The following is a 12787-nucleotide window of genomic DNA, read 5'->3' on the forward strand; positions in this document are numbered from 1 at the left end:
GGGGGAGGGGGAGAGGAGGGAGGGGGGGGGGGGGGGGGGGGGGGGGGGGGGGGGGGGGGGGGGGGGGGGGGGGGGACCCCCCACCCCCCACGAGGCCGTCTTCTACACCTCCGGCCGCACCAGCAACGAGGCCGCCTTCGCCTACCAGCTGCTGGTGCGCTCGTTCGGCACGAACAACCTGCCGGACTGCTCGAACATGTGCCACGAGTCGTCCGGTGCGGCGCTGTCGGCCACCACCGGCATCGGCAAGGGCTCGGTGAGCCTGGCCGACATCCACAAGTCCGACCTGATCGTGGTGGTCGGCCAGAACCCGGGCACCAACCACCCGCGCATGCTCTCCGCGCTGGAGGAGGCCAAGTCCCGCGGGGCGAAGGTGATCGCGGTGAACCCGCTGCCCGAGGCCGGGCTGATGCGGTTCAAGAACCCGCAGAACGTGCGCGGGCTGGTGGGCCGGGGCAGCCAGCTGGCCGACGAGTTCGCGCAGATCCGGCTCGGCGGTGACCTCGCCTTCTTCCAGGCCATCGGGCACCTGCTGCTGGCCTGGGAGCAGGCCGCGCCGGGCACCGTGCTCGACCACGGCTTCATCGCCTCGCTGACCGAGGGCTTCACCGCCTACGCCGACCGCGTCCGCGAGCTGAACTGGCACCGGGTCGACCGGGCCACCGGGCTGCCGCGCGAGCAGATCGTGAAGATCGCCAGGATGATCGCCGAGTCCGAGCGGACGGTCTACTGCTGGGCGATGGGCCTGACCCAGCACAAGCACGCGGTGCCGACGATCAAGGAGATCGCCAACGTCGCGCTGCTGCGCGGCATGATCGGCAAGCCGGGTGCCGGGTTGTGCCCGGTGCGCGGGCACTCGAACGTCCAGGGCGATCGCACCATGGGCATCTGGGAGAAGATGCCGGAGACCTTCCTCGCCCGGCTGGAAGCCGAGTTCGGCATCGAGGTGCCGCGTGCGCACGGCTGGGACACGGTGGACTCGATCCGCGCGATGCGCGACGGCCGGGCGAAGGTGTTCTTCGGCGTGGGCGGCAACTTCGCCGCCGCGACCCCGGACACGGAGCTGACCGAACGGGCGCTGCGCTCGTGCGAGCTGACCGTGCAGGTCTCCACCAAGCTCAACCGCTCGCACGTGGTGCACGGCCGGACCGCGCTGATCCTGCCGACGCTGGGCCGCACCGAACGCGACCTGCAGGCGAGCGGTGAGCAGCTGGTGACCGTCGAGGACTCGATGTCGGCGGTGCACACCTCGCGGGGCAGGCTGGCCCCGGCGAGCGAGCACCTGCTGTCCGAAGTGGCCATCATCTGCCGCCTGGCGCACACCCTGCTCGGCGACGGCCACCCGGTGCCGTGGCTGGAGTTCGTGGCCGACTACGACCGCATCCGCGACCACATCGCGAACGTGGTGCCCGGCTGCCACGAGTACAACAGGCGGGTGCGCCAGCCGGACGGTTTCGTGCTGCCGCACGCCCCGCGCGACGCCAGGGAGTTCAACGGCACGCGCAACGGCAAGGCCAACTTCACCGCCAGCGAGCTGACCTGTCCCGAGGTGCCCGAAGGCAGGCTGCTGCTGCAGACCCTGCGCAGCCACGACCAGTACAACACCACCATCTACGGCCTGTCCGACCGCTACCGCGGGGTGGAGGACGGCCGTCGCGTGGTCTTCGTCAACCCCGGCGACCTGACCGAACTCGGGGTGGCCGACGGTTCGCTGGTCGACCTCGTTTCGGAGTGGGCGGACACCGAGCGCCGGGCCCCCGGCTTCCGCGTGGTGGCCTATCCGACCGCGCGCGGCTGCGCCGCCGCGTACTTCCCCGAGGCGAACGCACTGGTGCCGCTGGATTCCGTGGCCGACGAGTCGAACACCCCGGTGTCGAAGTCGATCGTGGTGCGGCTGGAGCCGGTCAGCTCGCGGTAGTCGTCACGATCGCCGGGATCATCACCGCGGTCATCACGGCCGCGGTCAGTTCCCCGACCGCCTTGCGGGTGGCCGCCGAGCCCCAGTTGCCCTCGGCGATCTCCTTGGCGCGCCGGTCGGCGGCCTTGCGGCCGGCGCGCTCGGGCAGGCCGAGCACCTTGCTCGCGGCCTTGATGGCGGCGAGCACGGCGATCAGCGCGGCGGTGCGCTCGTCCGGGTCCCGCCCGCCGGCCAGCACGCCGGTCAACGTCTCGCGCAGGCGCTGTTCGTGTGCGGCATCCTCGGCGGGCCAGCGGGTCACCGGGAACAGCCCGAGCACCTTGCCCGCTTCCCGGCGCAGCACCCCGCGCTCGGCGAGCCCGTCGAGCAGCCGTTCGGTCAGCTTCTGGCCGGACAGCGGCGCGATCACGTCCTTGGGCTTGCGGCCGTCGTACTTCTCCAGCTTCTCCAGTGCGGCGTCCAGCACCGGCTGCCCGGTCGGCGTGCGGTCCAGCAGGGCCAAGCGCCCCTTGCCGTCTTCGCCGACCCCGATCCGGTTCCGCATGCCGAGTTCGATGAGCAGGGCACCGGCCAGCGCGTACGGCAGGTTGGTCACCGTGCTGTCCGGCTTGCCGGTCTCGTCGTCGAACACGAGCAGCACCAGGTCTTCCGCGATGAGCATGCGCCCCACCCTAACCACCGGGCACCTCTCACGCCGGTTCCGCGTTGTGCCGGTATGACGCAGACGATCGTGCACCGGGTGCAGCCGGGGGAACTGGACCGGGCCGCCGAGGCGCTGGGGGCCGCCTTCTCCGACGAGGTGGTGAGCAGCTGGGTCATCCCGGATCCGGTGCAGCGCGGGCAACTCCTGCCGCAGCACCTGCGCGGGCTGGTCGAACGGGGCCTGGACCGGGGTGAGGTGCTGGCGGCCGCCGACTTCGGCGCGATTTCGGTGTGGCTGGACCGCGAAGCCGGGGAGACCGACGCCGAATCCATCGACGGGATCGAGGTGCCGCCCGCGTTCCGCGAGATCGCCCGGCGCGGCCTGCTCGTCGCGGAACTGACCGAGGCCAGGCACCCCAAGCACACCGCGCACCTCTACCTGCCGTGCATCGGCGTGCTGCCGAACCACCGCGGGTTCGGCCTCGGCGGTGCGCTGCTGCGCGACCGGCTGGACCGGGCCGACGCCGCGAAGCTGCCCGTGTACCTGGAAGCCAGTTCCACCCGCAACCGCGCGCTGTACTCCCGGCACGGGTTCGAGCCCAGCGGTGACCCGATCCGGTTCCCGGACGGCCCCGAGATCTACCCGATGTGGCGGGAACCCCGGGAAACCTCAGCGCAGGTGTGAAGCGCCGTTCAGGTCGAGCACGGCACCCGAGGCCCAGGTCGCTTCGGCGGAGGCGAGGTAGACCACCGCCGCGGCGACCTCCTCCGGTTCGCCAACGCGGCCGAACGGGCTCTGCCCGCGCAACCGCTCACCCGAGGAGCCGTCCAGCCGGTCGGCGACCCGCTCGGTGGCGGTGAACCCCGGCGCCACCGAAGCGACCGCGATGCCGTGCGGTGCCAGGGAAACCGCCAGCGACTGGCCGAGCGCGTGCACGGCCGCCTTGCTGGCGCCGTAGGCGGGGTGGTCGGGTTCACCGCGGTACGCCCCGCGTGAGCCGATGTTGACCACCCGTCCCGGCGCGCCCCGGTCGATCATGTGCCGCGTGACGCAGTAGGTGAGGTTGGCGGTGCCGAAGACGTTCACCCCGACGGTGCGCTGCCACGCCGCCTGCCAGTCCGCATAGGACACTTCGGCCACCGCGTGCGCGTTGTCCGCACCGGTGGCCACGCCCGCGTTGTTCACCAGGACGTCGACCCCGCCCAGCGCTTCCTCGGCCTCGTCGGCGAGCCGCCGCGCGGCCACCGGGTCGGCGAGGTCCCCGGTCACCAGCACGTGCCCCGAGCCCGGCAGCCCGGCCAGCGTCCGCCCGGCCGATTCCCGGTTCGCTCCGTAGTGGACGGCCACCCGGTCGCCGAGCGCGGCGAAGGCGGTGGCCACCGCCCGGCCGATGCCGCTGGACGCACCGGTGACCAGCACCCCGCGGCTCATCGGGTGGTCGCCCAGAACAGCGCCCGGCCCACCTGGGCGTACAGGCCCTTGGGGTGCGCGCGGAACAGCGGTTCGGTGCCGAACAGCACCGCCTTCGCCCCGGTTTCGTCCACCCCGGACACCACGGCCGCCGCACCGGCCGCCTGGGCCGGCCCCTGGCCGTCCTCGTTCGGCAGCCAGTGGCCCGCCGCCAGCGGGTTCTGCTCGGCGTAGCGCTGTTCGGCGGTCACCCCCGCGCCGAGGCCGGTGAACCACAACGGCGAGTAGACGAACGAGTTCTCCGGCGCACCGGTGGCGATCGGCCCGGCACCGTTGGTCACCGAGACCACGCCGTTGGCGTCCTCCCGGCCGGCCACCGCGGTCACCGGCAGCAATCCGGCCGCCTCGTTGAACTCCGCGCCGGTGGCACCACGCGTGACCACCCCGCCGCGGGCGAGGAACGCCTGCACCCGTTGCCGGGCCGCCGGGTTCAGCTCGGTGTAGACCAAGCCGGACGAGACGAACAACGCGTCCACCCGGCTCAGGTCGAAGCCGTCGTTGAGCACCCGGGTGGACACCGGCCGCACCTCGAAACCGAGTTCCCGCAGCACCAGCAGTTCGTCGGCGGCCACGGCAGCGGCGAGCACCGGCTTGCGCATCAGCGGCCCGCGGTCACCGGCGGGGGCCGCGGTGAACCGCACCCCGAGGCCGTCCGCCACCTCCAGCACGGCCACGCGCTCCGAAGCGGGCACCACCACCGAGCCGTCGGCCTGCTGGTGCACCGGGCGGCCCTGGCCGAGCAGGGTGTTCACCGCCAGCACGTCCTTGCCGTCGGTGACGGCCAGCGCCAGGTCCTGCCCCGGCGCCGCGTCCACCGCCCCGGTCGGCGCGGCGGCGGTCACCGGCGTGGTGCGCACGCTGGGCGCCGCCGACTTGGAGATGTCCACCGAGGCACCCCAGAGCAGGCGGTGGCTCCAGCCGGAGATGTCGTACATCACCTCGACCTTGCCGGAGATGTCGGCGCCGGTCTCCAGCATCACGTTCGCCAGCGCGCGCTTGGGCTGGTGCATGTCCACCAGGTACGACCCGGCCGGGTAGTCCTTGCCCGCCAGCCGGAAGGCCGTTTCGGCCCGCTGCACGCGGACGTCGTTGGCCACCAGGTGGTCGACCAGGCGGGCCGCCGCGGGCGCGGACCGCTGCCCGGCACCGGCCGGGATCACGTAGGCACGCGGGAACTCCGTGGTGTAGCGGTCTTCCGGGCCGAAGCCCGGCACGAACCCGTCCGGCAGCTGGCGCTGCGGCTCCCCGGCGGCACCCCGGCGGAAGATCTCGATCTGGTTGCCGATCAGCTCGGTGCGGTGGGTGTCGGCGTAGTCGATGGTGGTGCGGATGGTCGCCTCGACCACGTCGGTGTTGATCTTCGACCGGCGCTGCAGCTCGGCGGCGGGCAGGTGGTAGGCGTCGTTGTTGACCCGCTGCGGGATTTCGATCGTGTAGGACACCGCGCCGTGGTACATCGAGTACTGCGCGGTGTAGATCGGCGCCCAGCCGTCCCAGACGCCCGGTTCGTAGTCGCGGAACGGGATCTCCGGCTTCGCCGCCTCCGGGTGCCCGAGCGCCTGCACCGCCTTCTCCATCGCCAGGCCGTTCTCGTAGCCGTGCTTGAGGTAGAGGTCGAAGTCGTAGTTCTGGCCGTGCGGCGGCGTGGTCGGCTCGATCAGCGTGTTCTGCACGTAACCGTGCTGGTCGAGCATCATCACCGGCTGCTTGGTCTTGACCATCTCCCGCATCGCCCTGGTCTCCGGCTGCGAGGCGGTGACGAAGTCGCGGTTCATGTCGAACCCGCTCGCGTTCGCCCTGGTCCCGGCCACCCGGCCGTCCGGGTTGGCGGTCAGGTTGAGGTAGACCCGGTTGCGCTTGAGCAGTTCCAGCGCGGCCTTGTCGTTCGTGGTGGCCAGGTACTCGATCACGCGCAGCGCGCCGTCGGTGCCCTCCCACTCGTTGCCGTGGATGTTGTTGTTGATCCACACCGGCGTCTTGTACCCGGCCCGCAGCGCGGCGTCGCGGGCGGCGCGGCCGGGGTCGTTCTCGATCTTGTCGCGCCAGTGCTCCTGGATCCAGCTCTGCGCCGAGTTCTCCGGCGCGGTCAGCGTGACCAGGTACAGGTCGCGGCCGAGGCCGGACTGCCCGGCCACCTCCACCGAGATCCGGTTGCTGCGCCGCTGCAGTTCGTTCAGCTTCGGCGCCAGCGCGTGGTACGGCGAGAGCCCGAGCTTGATCGACTTGTCCGCCGGATCGGCCGGATAGGTGCGCAGCTCGGTCTGGCGCGGATAACCCCGGTGGTCCCCGCGCTGCTCGTTCTCCCCCGCGACCGCCGCGCGTGGCTGCGGCGCGGGGTCGGCCGCGGCGACCTCGTTGCGCTCCGGGCCGTACCCGGGTGCCCGGTGGGACTGCCCCGGCGGTGGTTCGGGCGCGGCCTGCGCCGGCACCGTGCTCACCGCCAAACCGGTCAGCACGGCCAGGACCAGCGCACGAGCGGAACGCGAAAACGACACAGGCCACCTCCACGAGCGGAAAGTTCCGACAGTCTTTCGGCTCGCTAAGGAGTTGGCAAGGGGCGGTCAGCCGCCGAAGAGCTGGGTGACCTTGCGGACCAGCTCCACCACGCCGTAGAGGAACGGCAGGCCGACCCAGATCCAGGCGAAGACCAGCAGTCCGGTGCGCTTGCCCTGCATCACGCCTCCTTGCCCGCGCCCGCCGCGGCGGCGGCCGGTTCGTGGTACTTCGCACTGACCGGGCGCACCAGTTCGTTGGCCGCGAAGCCGACCACCAGCAGGCCCATCATGATGTAGAGCGAGGTGCTGTACAGCGCCGGCCCGTCCTTGCCAGCCGACTTCTGCCCGTCGGCGATGGCGTTGACGATCAGCGGCCCGAGCACCCCGGCGGCCGACCAGGCGGTGAGCAGCCTGCCGTGGATGGCGCCGACCTGGTAGGTGCCGAACAGGTCCTTCAGGTACGCCGGCACGGTGGCGAACCCGCCGCCGTAGAAGGACAGGATGACCATCGCGCAGAGCACGAAGACCAGCTTCGACGAGTTCGTGGTCAACGCGATCACCAGGTACATCAGCGCACCGGCGCCGAGGTAGAGCCGGTAGATGTTGCGGCGGCCGACCAGGTCCGAAGTGGACGACCAGACGAACCGCCCGAGCATGTTGGTCAGCGACAGCAGCGCCACGAACCCGGCGGCCGAGGCGGCGGCGATCGGGGTGGCGGTGCCTTCGAAGAAGTCCACGATCATCGGCTGCGCCTTCTCCAGGATGCCGATGCCCGCGGTCACGTTGAAGCACAGGATCACCCACAGCAGCCAGAACTGCGGCGTCTTCAGCGCGTTCTTCGCCGACACGTTCGCGGTGGTGATCATCCGCCCGGCCGCGGCCTGCTTCGGCTGGTAGCCGTCGGGCTTCCAGTCGTCGGCGGGCACCCGCACCAGCAGCACACCCAGCGTCATGAAGATCGCGTAGACCACCCCGTGCACGGCGAAGGTGGTGGCGATGCCGCCCACGTCGCCGCCGAAGGTGCGCAGCATCTGCGAGGACCACGGCGAGGCGATCAGCGCCCCGCCGCCGAAGCCCATGATGGCGATGCCGGTGGCCATGCCCGGCCGGTCCGGGAACCACTTGATCAGGGTGGACACCGGCGAAATGTAGCCGATGCCGAGCCCGATGCCGCCGAGCCCGCCGTAACCGAGCACCACCAGCCAGTACTGCGAGGTGGCCACCCCGAGCGCCGAGACCAGGAAGCCGCTGGAGAAGCAGACCATCGAGACGAACATCGCCCAGCGCGGGCCGTTCTTCTCCACCAGCGTGCCGCCGAAGGCCGCGGACAGCCCCAGCATCACGATGCCCAGCTGGAACGGCAGCGCGCTCTGCGTGCCGGTCAGCTCGAGCGAGGTCTCCAGCGGCGGCTTGAACACGCTCCACGCGTAGGCTTGACCGATCGAGAGGTGCACGGACAACGCGGCGGGCGGGATGAGCCAGCGGCTCCAGCCGGGCGGGGCGACGGTGCGGGAGCGGTCGAGGAAGCCGACGGCCATGGGGAAGCCTCCCTAGACTGGTACTTAGCCGCCGCAATCTATTACCGATCGGCTCCGGGCGCACCAGCAACTTTCCACCGAACGCGGGAGGCAGTTATGGGACGGGTGACGGTGCGCAAGCCCGTGCTGCGCTTGACCAGCCGCGGCGAGCGCACCCGGCCGGACGCGCTGGCCGCCGAGGAGCCGCTGGAGATCCGGGTGAACGGCCGCGCGCTGGCGGTCACCATGCGCACGCCGGGTCACGACGTGGAGCTGGCCCACGGCTTCCTGCTCTCCGAAGGCGTGCTCGGCAGCCGTGAGGACATCCGCACCGCCCGGTACTGCGACAGCGTCGACGACCGGGGCCGCAACACCTACAACGTGCTGGACCTGGCGCTGGCCGAGGGCGTGCCGTCACCGGACACCGGCGTCGAGCGGAACTTCTACACCACCTCGTCCTGCGGGGTGTGCGGCAAGGCCGCGCTCGACGCGGTCAAGCTGCGCACCCGCTTCCCGCCGGGCGGCAGCACCTTCGCCGTGTCCAGCGACCTGCTGGCCAAGCTGCCCGACCGGCTGCGGTCCCGGCAGAAGGTGTTCGACGCCACCGGCGGGCTGCACGCGGCGGCGTTGTTCGGCGCCGACGGTGAGCTGCTGGTCGTCCGGGAGGACGTGGGCAGGCACAACGCGGTGGACAAGGTGCTCGGCTGGGCCCTGCTCGAAGGCCGGGTACCGCTGCCCGGCGCCGGGTTGCTGGTGTCCGGGCGGGCGTCGTTCGAGCTGGTGCAGAAGGCCGCGATGGCCGGGCTGCCGATGCTCGCCGCGGTCTCGGCGCCCTCCTCGCTGGCCGTCGAACTGGCCGCCGAGCAGGGCATCACCGTGGTCGGTTTCCTGCGTGGCGAGAGCATGAACCTCTACACCCGCGACGACCGCGTCCTACGTCACTGAAATCCCCGCGAATCGGTGCGAAACGCACAAGCCGCCTGCGACGATGCACAGGTCGAGGGTCGGCTCCGCACATGACGCACTCGCGTCCTGGCGCCCGGCTGGGGGCAGGGAACGGCAGGACGGCGAGTGGACGGCGGGGCAGGCTCAACCGGGCGAGGGCCGGTTGAGCGCGACGGCGGGCGACGGCGCGGGAGGCGCTTCAGCCGCCGTTCGGTGCTGCTGACCGGAGGCTCCGCGCTCGGGGTCGCCGGCGTGGCCGCCGCGGGTGCCACCGGCGTCCTGCCGTTCAGCGAAGCGCTGCAGCGCGCCCTCGGCGTGGCCTCCTCCACCCCGGCCACCGAACTGGGCGTGACCAGGGTCGAACGGGTGTACTCGGCGGCCCGCGGCCGCGAGGTCGACCTGGTGCTGATGCTGCCGTCGAAGAACCCGCCCCGCGGCCTGCCCATCTCGCTCTACCTGCACGGCCGCGGCGGCTCGGCGCGCCGCTCGGCCCCCGGTGGCCTGGTCAACCAGCTCAGCGGTGAGGTCGCCCGGCGCGCGGTGCCCGCCTACGGCTTCGCCGCCGTCGACGGCGGGCCGACCAACTACTGGCACGAGCACGTGCCCGGTGACGACCCGATGCGGATGCTGCTCGAAGAGGTACCGGCCTGGCTCGCCCAACGCGGCCTCGGCGGGCCGGACGGGGTGCCGTTCGCCTGCGCGGGCACCTCGATGGGTGGTTTCGGCGCGCTGCTCTACGGCCGCCGCCGCGCCCAGCGCCGCCAGCCACCCGCGGCCATCGCGGCCGTCTCCCCCGCGCTGATCACGTCGTGGGAGGAGATGAGCAAGCGCAACGCCTTCCACGACGCCGCCGACTGGGCGTCGATGGACCCGCTGAAGCACCTCGGCGAAATCCAGGGCATTCCCACCGGCGTCTGGTGCGGGACCGAGGACGCGTTCATCACCGGGGTCCGCCGGTTCATCGCCGAAGCCCGGCCGAAGGTCGGCCACACCTCACGCGGCAAGCACGGCGAGGCGTTCTTCCGCAGCGTGGTGCCCGGGGTGGTCAGCTTCCTGGGGAAACACGTTCCGCGTCCGGCGTGAACCGGAAGTACACGCGGGTCTGCGTGCCGTCCGGGCCGGTGTGCAGGCGGACCAGGTCGGCCAGGTAGTTCACCATCAGCAGGCCCCGGCCGCCGAGCTGGTTGGGCGCGGCGGGACGGCGCCCGGCCAGCGGATCGGTGATGTGCCCGGCGTCGCGGACCTCGCAGACCACCGCACCGGACTCGGGCCACACCCGCAGCACCCCGGAGCCCTCGCCGTAGCGCAGGCTGTTCGCGCACAGCTCGCCCACCACCATGGTCAGGTCCAGCACGCGTTCCTTGCCGAGACCGTAGGCCGCCGCGCGATCCCCGGCGAAGCGGCGCACCCCGCCGAGACCGGTCCGGTCGAACGAGAGCACCCAGGGCAACTCCTCCGGCTTCGCGAACGGCTGGTTGTAGCGCTCGACCACCTGCTCCGGGGCGAACGACCGGCTGGTCCAGCTGCCGTAGTGGTCGATCAGCTCGGGATGGGTGCACGCCGCCTCGTCCAGCACGTGCGGTTCGAGCCCCCCGGCGTCGTAGGGGCACAGCACGGTGACCGCGCGGCCGGTGAAGGCCAGGTTGATCAGCGCTTCGTGCTGGACGCAGGCCGGGTACTCCGCCGGGGTCCGGCCGGGCCAGATCGGCTCCCCGATCACCCGCACCGGGCCCTCGTGCCGATCGGCGAACTCCCGCAGCACCCCGGGGATGATGTGCCCGGGATTGCGGCCCACCTCGGCCATGTCGAACAGCTCGACCCGCTGCCTCGCCGGTTCGTCCAGCTCCTCGAGCAGCCAGGTCAGGTGCTCACCGGGCAGCGCGGCGGCCACCGGCTCACCCGCGCCCAGCCCGTCGAGCACGAACGGCAGGGTGCCGGAGAGGAACTCGTCCCGGTCGCGGTAGAACAGCGCCGGATGCCTGAACACAGTGACCACGTTTCCACCAACGCCGAGGGCCAGTCATTCGCCGGTCTCCCAGCTTAGCCCCCGGCCCGCGGGTTCCCTACCGGTCCAGTGCGTTGGCGATGAAACCCATCAGCCAGAAGCCGCCGAGGGTTCCGGTGAGCAGCACCACCCACCAGCCCAGCAACCGCGGTGGCGCCGACGTGCGCCGCACCTGCCACAGCCCGAAGGCCCCGAGCAGGTACAGCGGGATCGGCGCCAGCGTGAGCAGCGACTGCCGGGTGGTGGTGGCGACCACGCACAGCACCACCAGCAGGGCCAGCACCACCGCGAAGACGCGGTGGTTCAGCGGGTGGGCGAGCCTGCCGGCGACGACCAGCCGCCGGGGCAGGTCGTCGAACGGATCGGCCGGACGGGGTCCTTCGGGGCTGGTCAGGCCGACTTCTCCCCGCGTTCACTGCGCTGCCGGCGCGAGGGCTGGCGGGACACGATCGTCGGGTTCACGTTCTCCCGGACGGTCTGCTCGGTGATCACGACCTTCGCCACGTCGTCGCGGCTGGGGATGTCGTACATCACCGGCTGGAGCACCTCCTCCATGATGGCGCGCAGGCCGCGGGCACCCGTGCCGCGCAGCATCGCCTGGTCGGCGATGGCCTCCAGCGCCGTCTTGGTGAACTCCAGCTCCACGTTGTCCATCTCGAAGAGCTTCTTGTACTGCTTGATCAGCGCGTTCCGCGGGGTGGTCAGGATCGAGACCAGGGACTCCTTGTCCAGGTTGGTCACGCTGGCCACCACCGGCAGACGGCCGATGAACTCGGGGATGAGCCCGAACTTGATCAGGTCCTCCGGCATGGTGTCGGAGAAGATGTCGCTGTTCTCGATCTCGGACTTGGTCCGGATCTCCGCGCCGAAGCCGAGGCCGCGCTTGCCGACCCGCTCGTTGATGATCTTCTCCAGCCCGGCGAACGCGCCGGCCACGATGAACAGCACGTTCGTCGTGTCGATCTGGATGAACTCCTGGTGCGGGTGCTTGCGCCCGCCCTGCGGCGGCACCGAGGCGGTGGTGCCCTCGAGGATCTTCAGCAGCGCCTGCTGCACGCCCTCACCGGAGACGTCCCTGGTGATCGAGGGGTTCTCCGACTTGCGGGCGATCTTGTCGACCTCGTCGATGTAGATGATGCCGGTCTCGGCGCGCTTGACGTCGTAGTCGGCCGCCTGGATCAGCTTGAGCAGGATGTTCTCCACGTCCTCGCCCACGTAACCGGCCTCGGTCAGCGCGGTGGCGTCGGCGATGGCGAACGGCACGTTCAGCAGCTTCGCCAGGGTCTGGGCGAGGTAGGTCTTGCCGCAACCGGTCGGGCCGAGCATCAGGATGTTGGACTTGGCCAGCTCCACCGGCTCGTCCTTGGAGTCCTTCGGCCCGGTCTTGTCGTCCGACTGGATGCGCTTGTAGTGGTTGTAGACCGCTACCGCGAGCGTGCGCTTGGCCTCGTCCTGGCCGATGATGTAGCGCTCGAGGAAATCGTGGATCTCGGCCGGCTTGGGCAGCTCGTCGAGCTTGACGTCGCCCGCCTCGGCCAGTTCCTCCTCGATGATCTCGTTGCAGAGATCGATGCACTCATCGCAGATGTACACGCCGGGTCCGGCAATGAGCTTCTTCACCTGTTTCTGGCTCTTCCCGCAGAAAGAACACTTCAGCAGGTCTCCGCCGTCACCGATCCGTGCCATGACCGTGGACCTCGTCCCCTCCGGTGCGCTCGGGTGCACCTGACTTCTCTAGCCTGCCCGTCGCGACGGGACTCTGACGCGTTTCCACTGACGGTACCCGCCCGGCGC

The 12787-nt window shown here is 71.2% G+C and carries 11 protein-coding genes and 1 pseudogene; 4 read left to right on the top strand and 8 right to left on the bottom strand.

Annotated elements, in window-relative coordinates; translation table 11 throughout:
• Positions 1-85 precede the first annotated feature (85 nt).
• Positions 86-1918, top strand: a pseudogene (locus AC07EG_RS39015) (FdhF/YdeP family oxidoreductase); the annotation flags it as partial.
• On the opposite strand, the gene AC07EG_RS39020 reads toward AC07EG_RS39015, so the two are convergent.
• Positions 1905-2579: a GOLPH3/VPS74 family protein gene (locus tag AC07EG_RS39020; protein WP_478258322.1), complete on the bottom strand. Its 675-nt coding sequence runs from the start codon at positions 2577-2579 to the stop codon at positions 1905-1907. The pseudogene AC07EG_RS39015 and the gene AC07EG_RS39020 sit on opposite strands and share 14 nt — an antisense overlap.
• Positions 2580-2633: 54 nt before the next feature.
• Here AC07EG_RS39020 and AC07EG_RS39025 point away from each other — a divergent pair, with 54 nt between their 5' ends.
• Positions 2634-3245 (top strand): GNAT family N-acetyltransferase, encoded by a 612-nt coding sequence (locus AC07EG_RS39025; RefSeq protein WP_478258323.1) that lies wholly within the window; start codon positions 2634-2636, stop codon positions 3243-3245.
• Here the strand turns inward: AC07EG_RS39025 and AC07EG_RS39030 are convergent.
• The 4 genes from AC07EG_RS39030 to AC07EG_RS39045 all read right to left on the bottom strand — a co-directional run bounded on the left by AC07EG_RS39030 (position 3231) and on the right by AC07EG_RS39045 (position 8064).
• On the bottom strand, positions 3231-3992 hold the full coding sequence (locus AC07EG_RS39030) for an SDR family NAD(P)-dependent oxidoreductase (RefSeq protein ID WP_478258324.1): 762 nt from the start codon (positions 3990-3992) through the stop codon (positions 3231-3233). The two genes, AC07EG_RS39025 and AC07EG_RS39030, sit on opposite strands and share 15 nt — an antisense overlap.
• Positions 3989-6526, bottom strand: a complete 2538-nt coding sequence (locus tag AC07EG_RS39035) for a M14 family zinc carboxypeptidase (RefSeq protein WP_478258325.1) — start codon at positions 6524-6526, stop codon at positions 3989-3991. The genes AC07EG_RS39030 and AC07EG_RS39035 overlap by 4 nt, the downstream gene beginning before the upstream one ends.
• Before the next feature lie 66 nt (positions 6527-6592).
• Complete coding sequence (locus AC07EG_RS39040; protein WP_478258326.1) at positions 6593-6706, bottom strand: MFS transporter small subunit; 114 nt, start codon at positions 6704-6706, stop codon at positions 6593-6595.
• Positions 6706-8064, bottom strand: coding sequence for an L-lactate MFS transporter (locus AC07EG_RS39045; protein ID WP_478258327.1), 1359 nt, complete (start codon positions 8062-8064; stop codon positions 6706-6708). The genes AC07EG_RS39040 and AC07EG_RS39045 overlap by 1 nt, the downstream gene beginning before the upstream one ends.
• A 96-nt stretch (positions 8065-8160) precedes the next feature.
• Between AC07EG_RS39045 and fdhD the strand changes: the two genes are divergently transcribed.
• Both fdhD and AC07EG_RS39055 read left to right on the top strand, forming a co-directional pair.
• Entirely contained in the window at positions 8161-8988 is an 828-nt protein-coding gene (gene fdhD, locus AC07EG_RS39050; protein ID WP_478258328.1) for a formate dehydrogenase accessory sulfurtransferase FdhD, read from the top strand.
• 213 nt (positions 8989-9201) lie between these two features.
• Positions 9202-10071: an alpha/beta hydrolase gene (locus AC07EG_RS39055; protein ID WP_478258329.1), complete on the top strand. Its 870-nt coding sequence runs from the start codon at positions 9202-9204 to the stop codon at positions 10069-10071.
• Here the strand turns inward: AC07EG_RS39055 and AC07EG_RS39060 are convergent.
• From AC07EG_RS39060 to clpX, 3 genes are all read right to left on the bottom strand, one after another.
• Positions 10034-10975: an anti-sigma factor RsbA family regulatory protein gene (locus AC07EG_RS39060; RefSeq protein ID WP_478258330.1), complete on the bottom strand. Its 942-nt coding sequence runs from the start codon at positions 10973-10975 to the stop codon at positions 10034-10036. The two genes, AC07EG_RS39055 and AC07EG_RS39060, sit on opposite strands and share 38 nt — an antisense overlap.
• A 76-nt stretch (positions 10976-11051) precedes the next feature.
• A complete protein-coding gene (locus AC07EG_RS39065; RefSeq protein WP_478258331.1) occupies positions 11052-11279 on the bottom strand; it encodes a hypothetical protein in 228 nt (75 codons plus the stop codon).
• Between the two features lie 104 nt (positions 11280-11383).
• On the bottom strand, positions 11384-12679 hold the full coding sequence (clpX, locus tag AC07EG_RS39070; RefSeq protein WP_113696774.1) for an ATP-dependent Clp protease ATP-binding subunit ClpX: 1296 nt from the start codon (positions 12677-12679) through the stop codon (positions 11384-11386).
• Positions 12680-12787: the final 108 nt, after the last annotated feature.

Source organism: Amycolatopsis sp. NPDC045836 (assembly GCF_056431745.1).

Bases quoted from the DNA above. Each gene is read 5' to 3' on its own strand.
- AC07EG_RS39025 (WP_478258323.1), top strand. From the start codon at position 2,634: ATGACGCAGACGATCGTGCACCGGGTGCAGCCGGGGGAACTGGACCGG.
- fdhD (WP_478258328.1), top strand. From the start codon at position 8,161: ATGGGACGGGTGACGGTGCGCAAGCCCGTGCTGCGCTTGACCAGCCGC.
- AC07EG_RS39045 (WP_478258327.1), bottom strand. From the start codon at position 8,064: ATGGCCGTCGGCTTCCTCGACCGCTCCCGCACCGTCGCCCCGCCCGGC.
- AC07EG_RS39040 (WP_478258326.1), bottom strand. From the start codon at position 6,706: ATGCAGGGCAAGCGCACCGGACTGCTGGTCTTCGCCTGGATCTGGGTC.
- AC07EG_RS39030 (WP_478258324.1), bottom strand. From the start codon at position 3,992: ATGAGCCGCGGGGTGCTGGTCACCGGTGCGTCCAGCGGCATCGGCCGG.
- clpX (WP_113696774.1), bottom strand. From the start codon at position 12,679: ATGGCACGGATCGGTGACGGCGGAGACCTGCTGAAGTGTTCTTTCTGC.
- AC07EG_RS39020 (WP_478258322.1), bottom strand. From the start codon at position 2,579: ATGCTCATCGCGGAAGACCTGGTGCTGCTCGTGTTCGACGACGAGACC.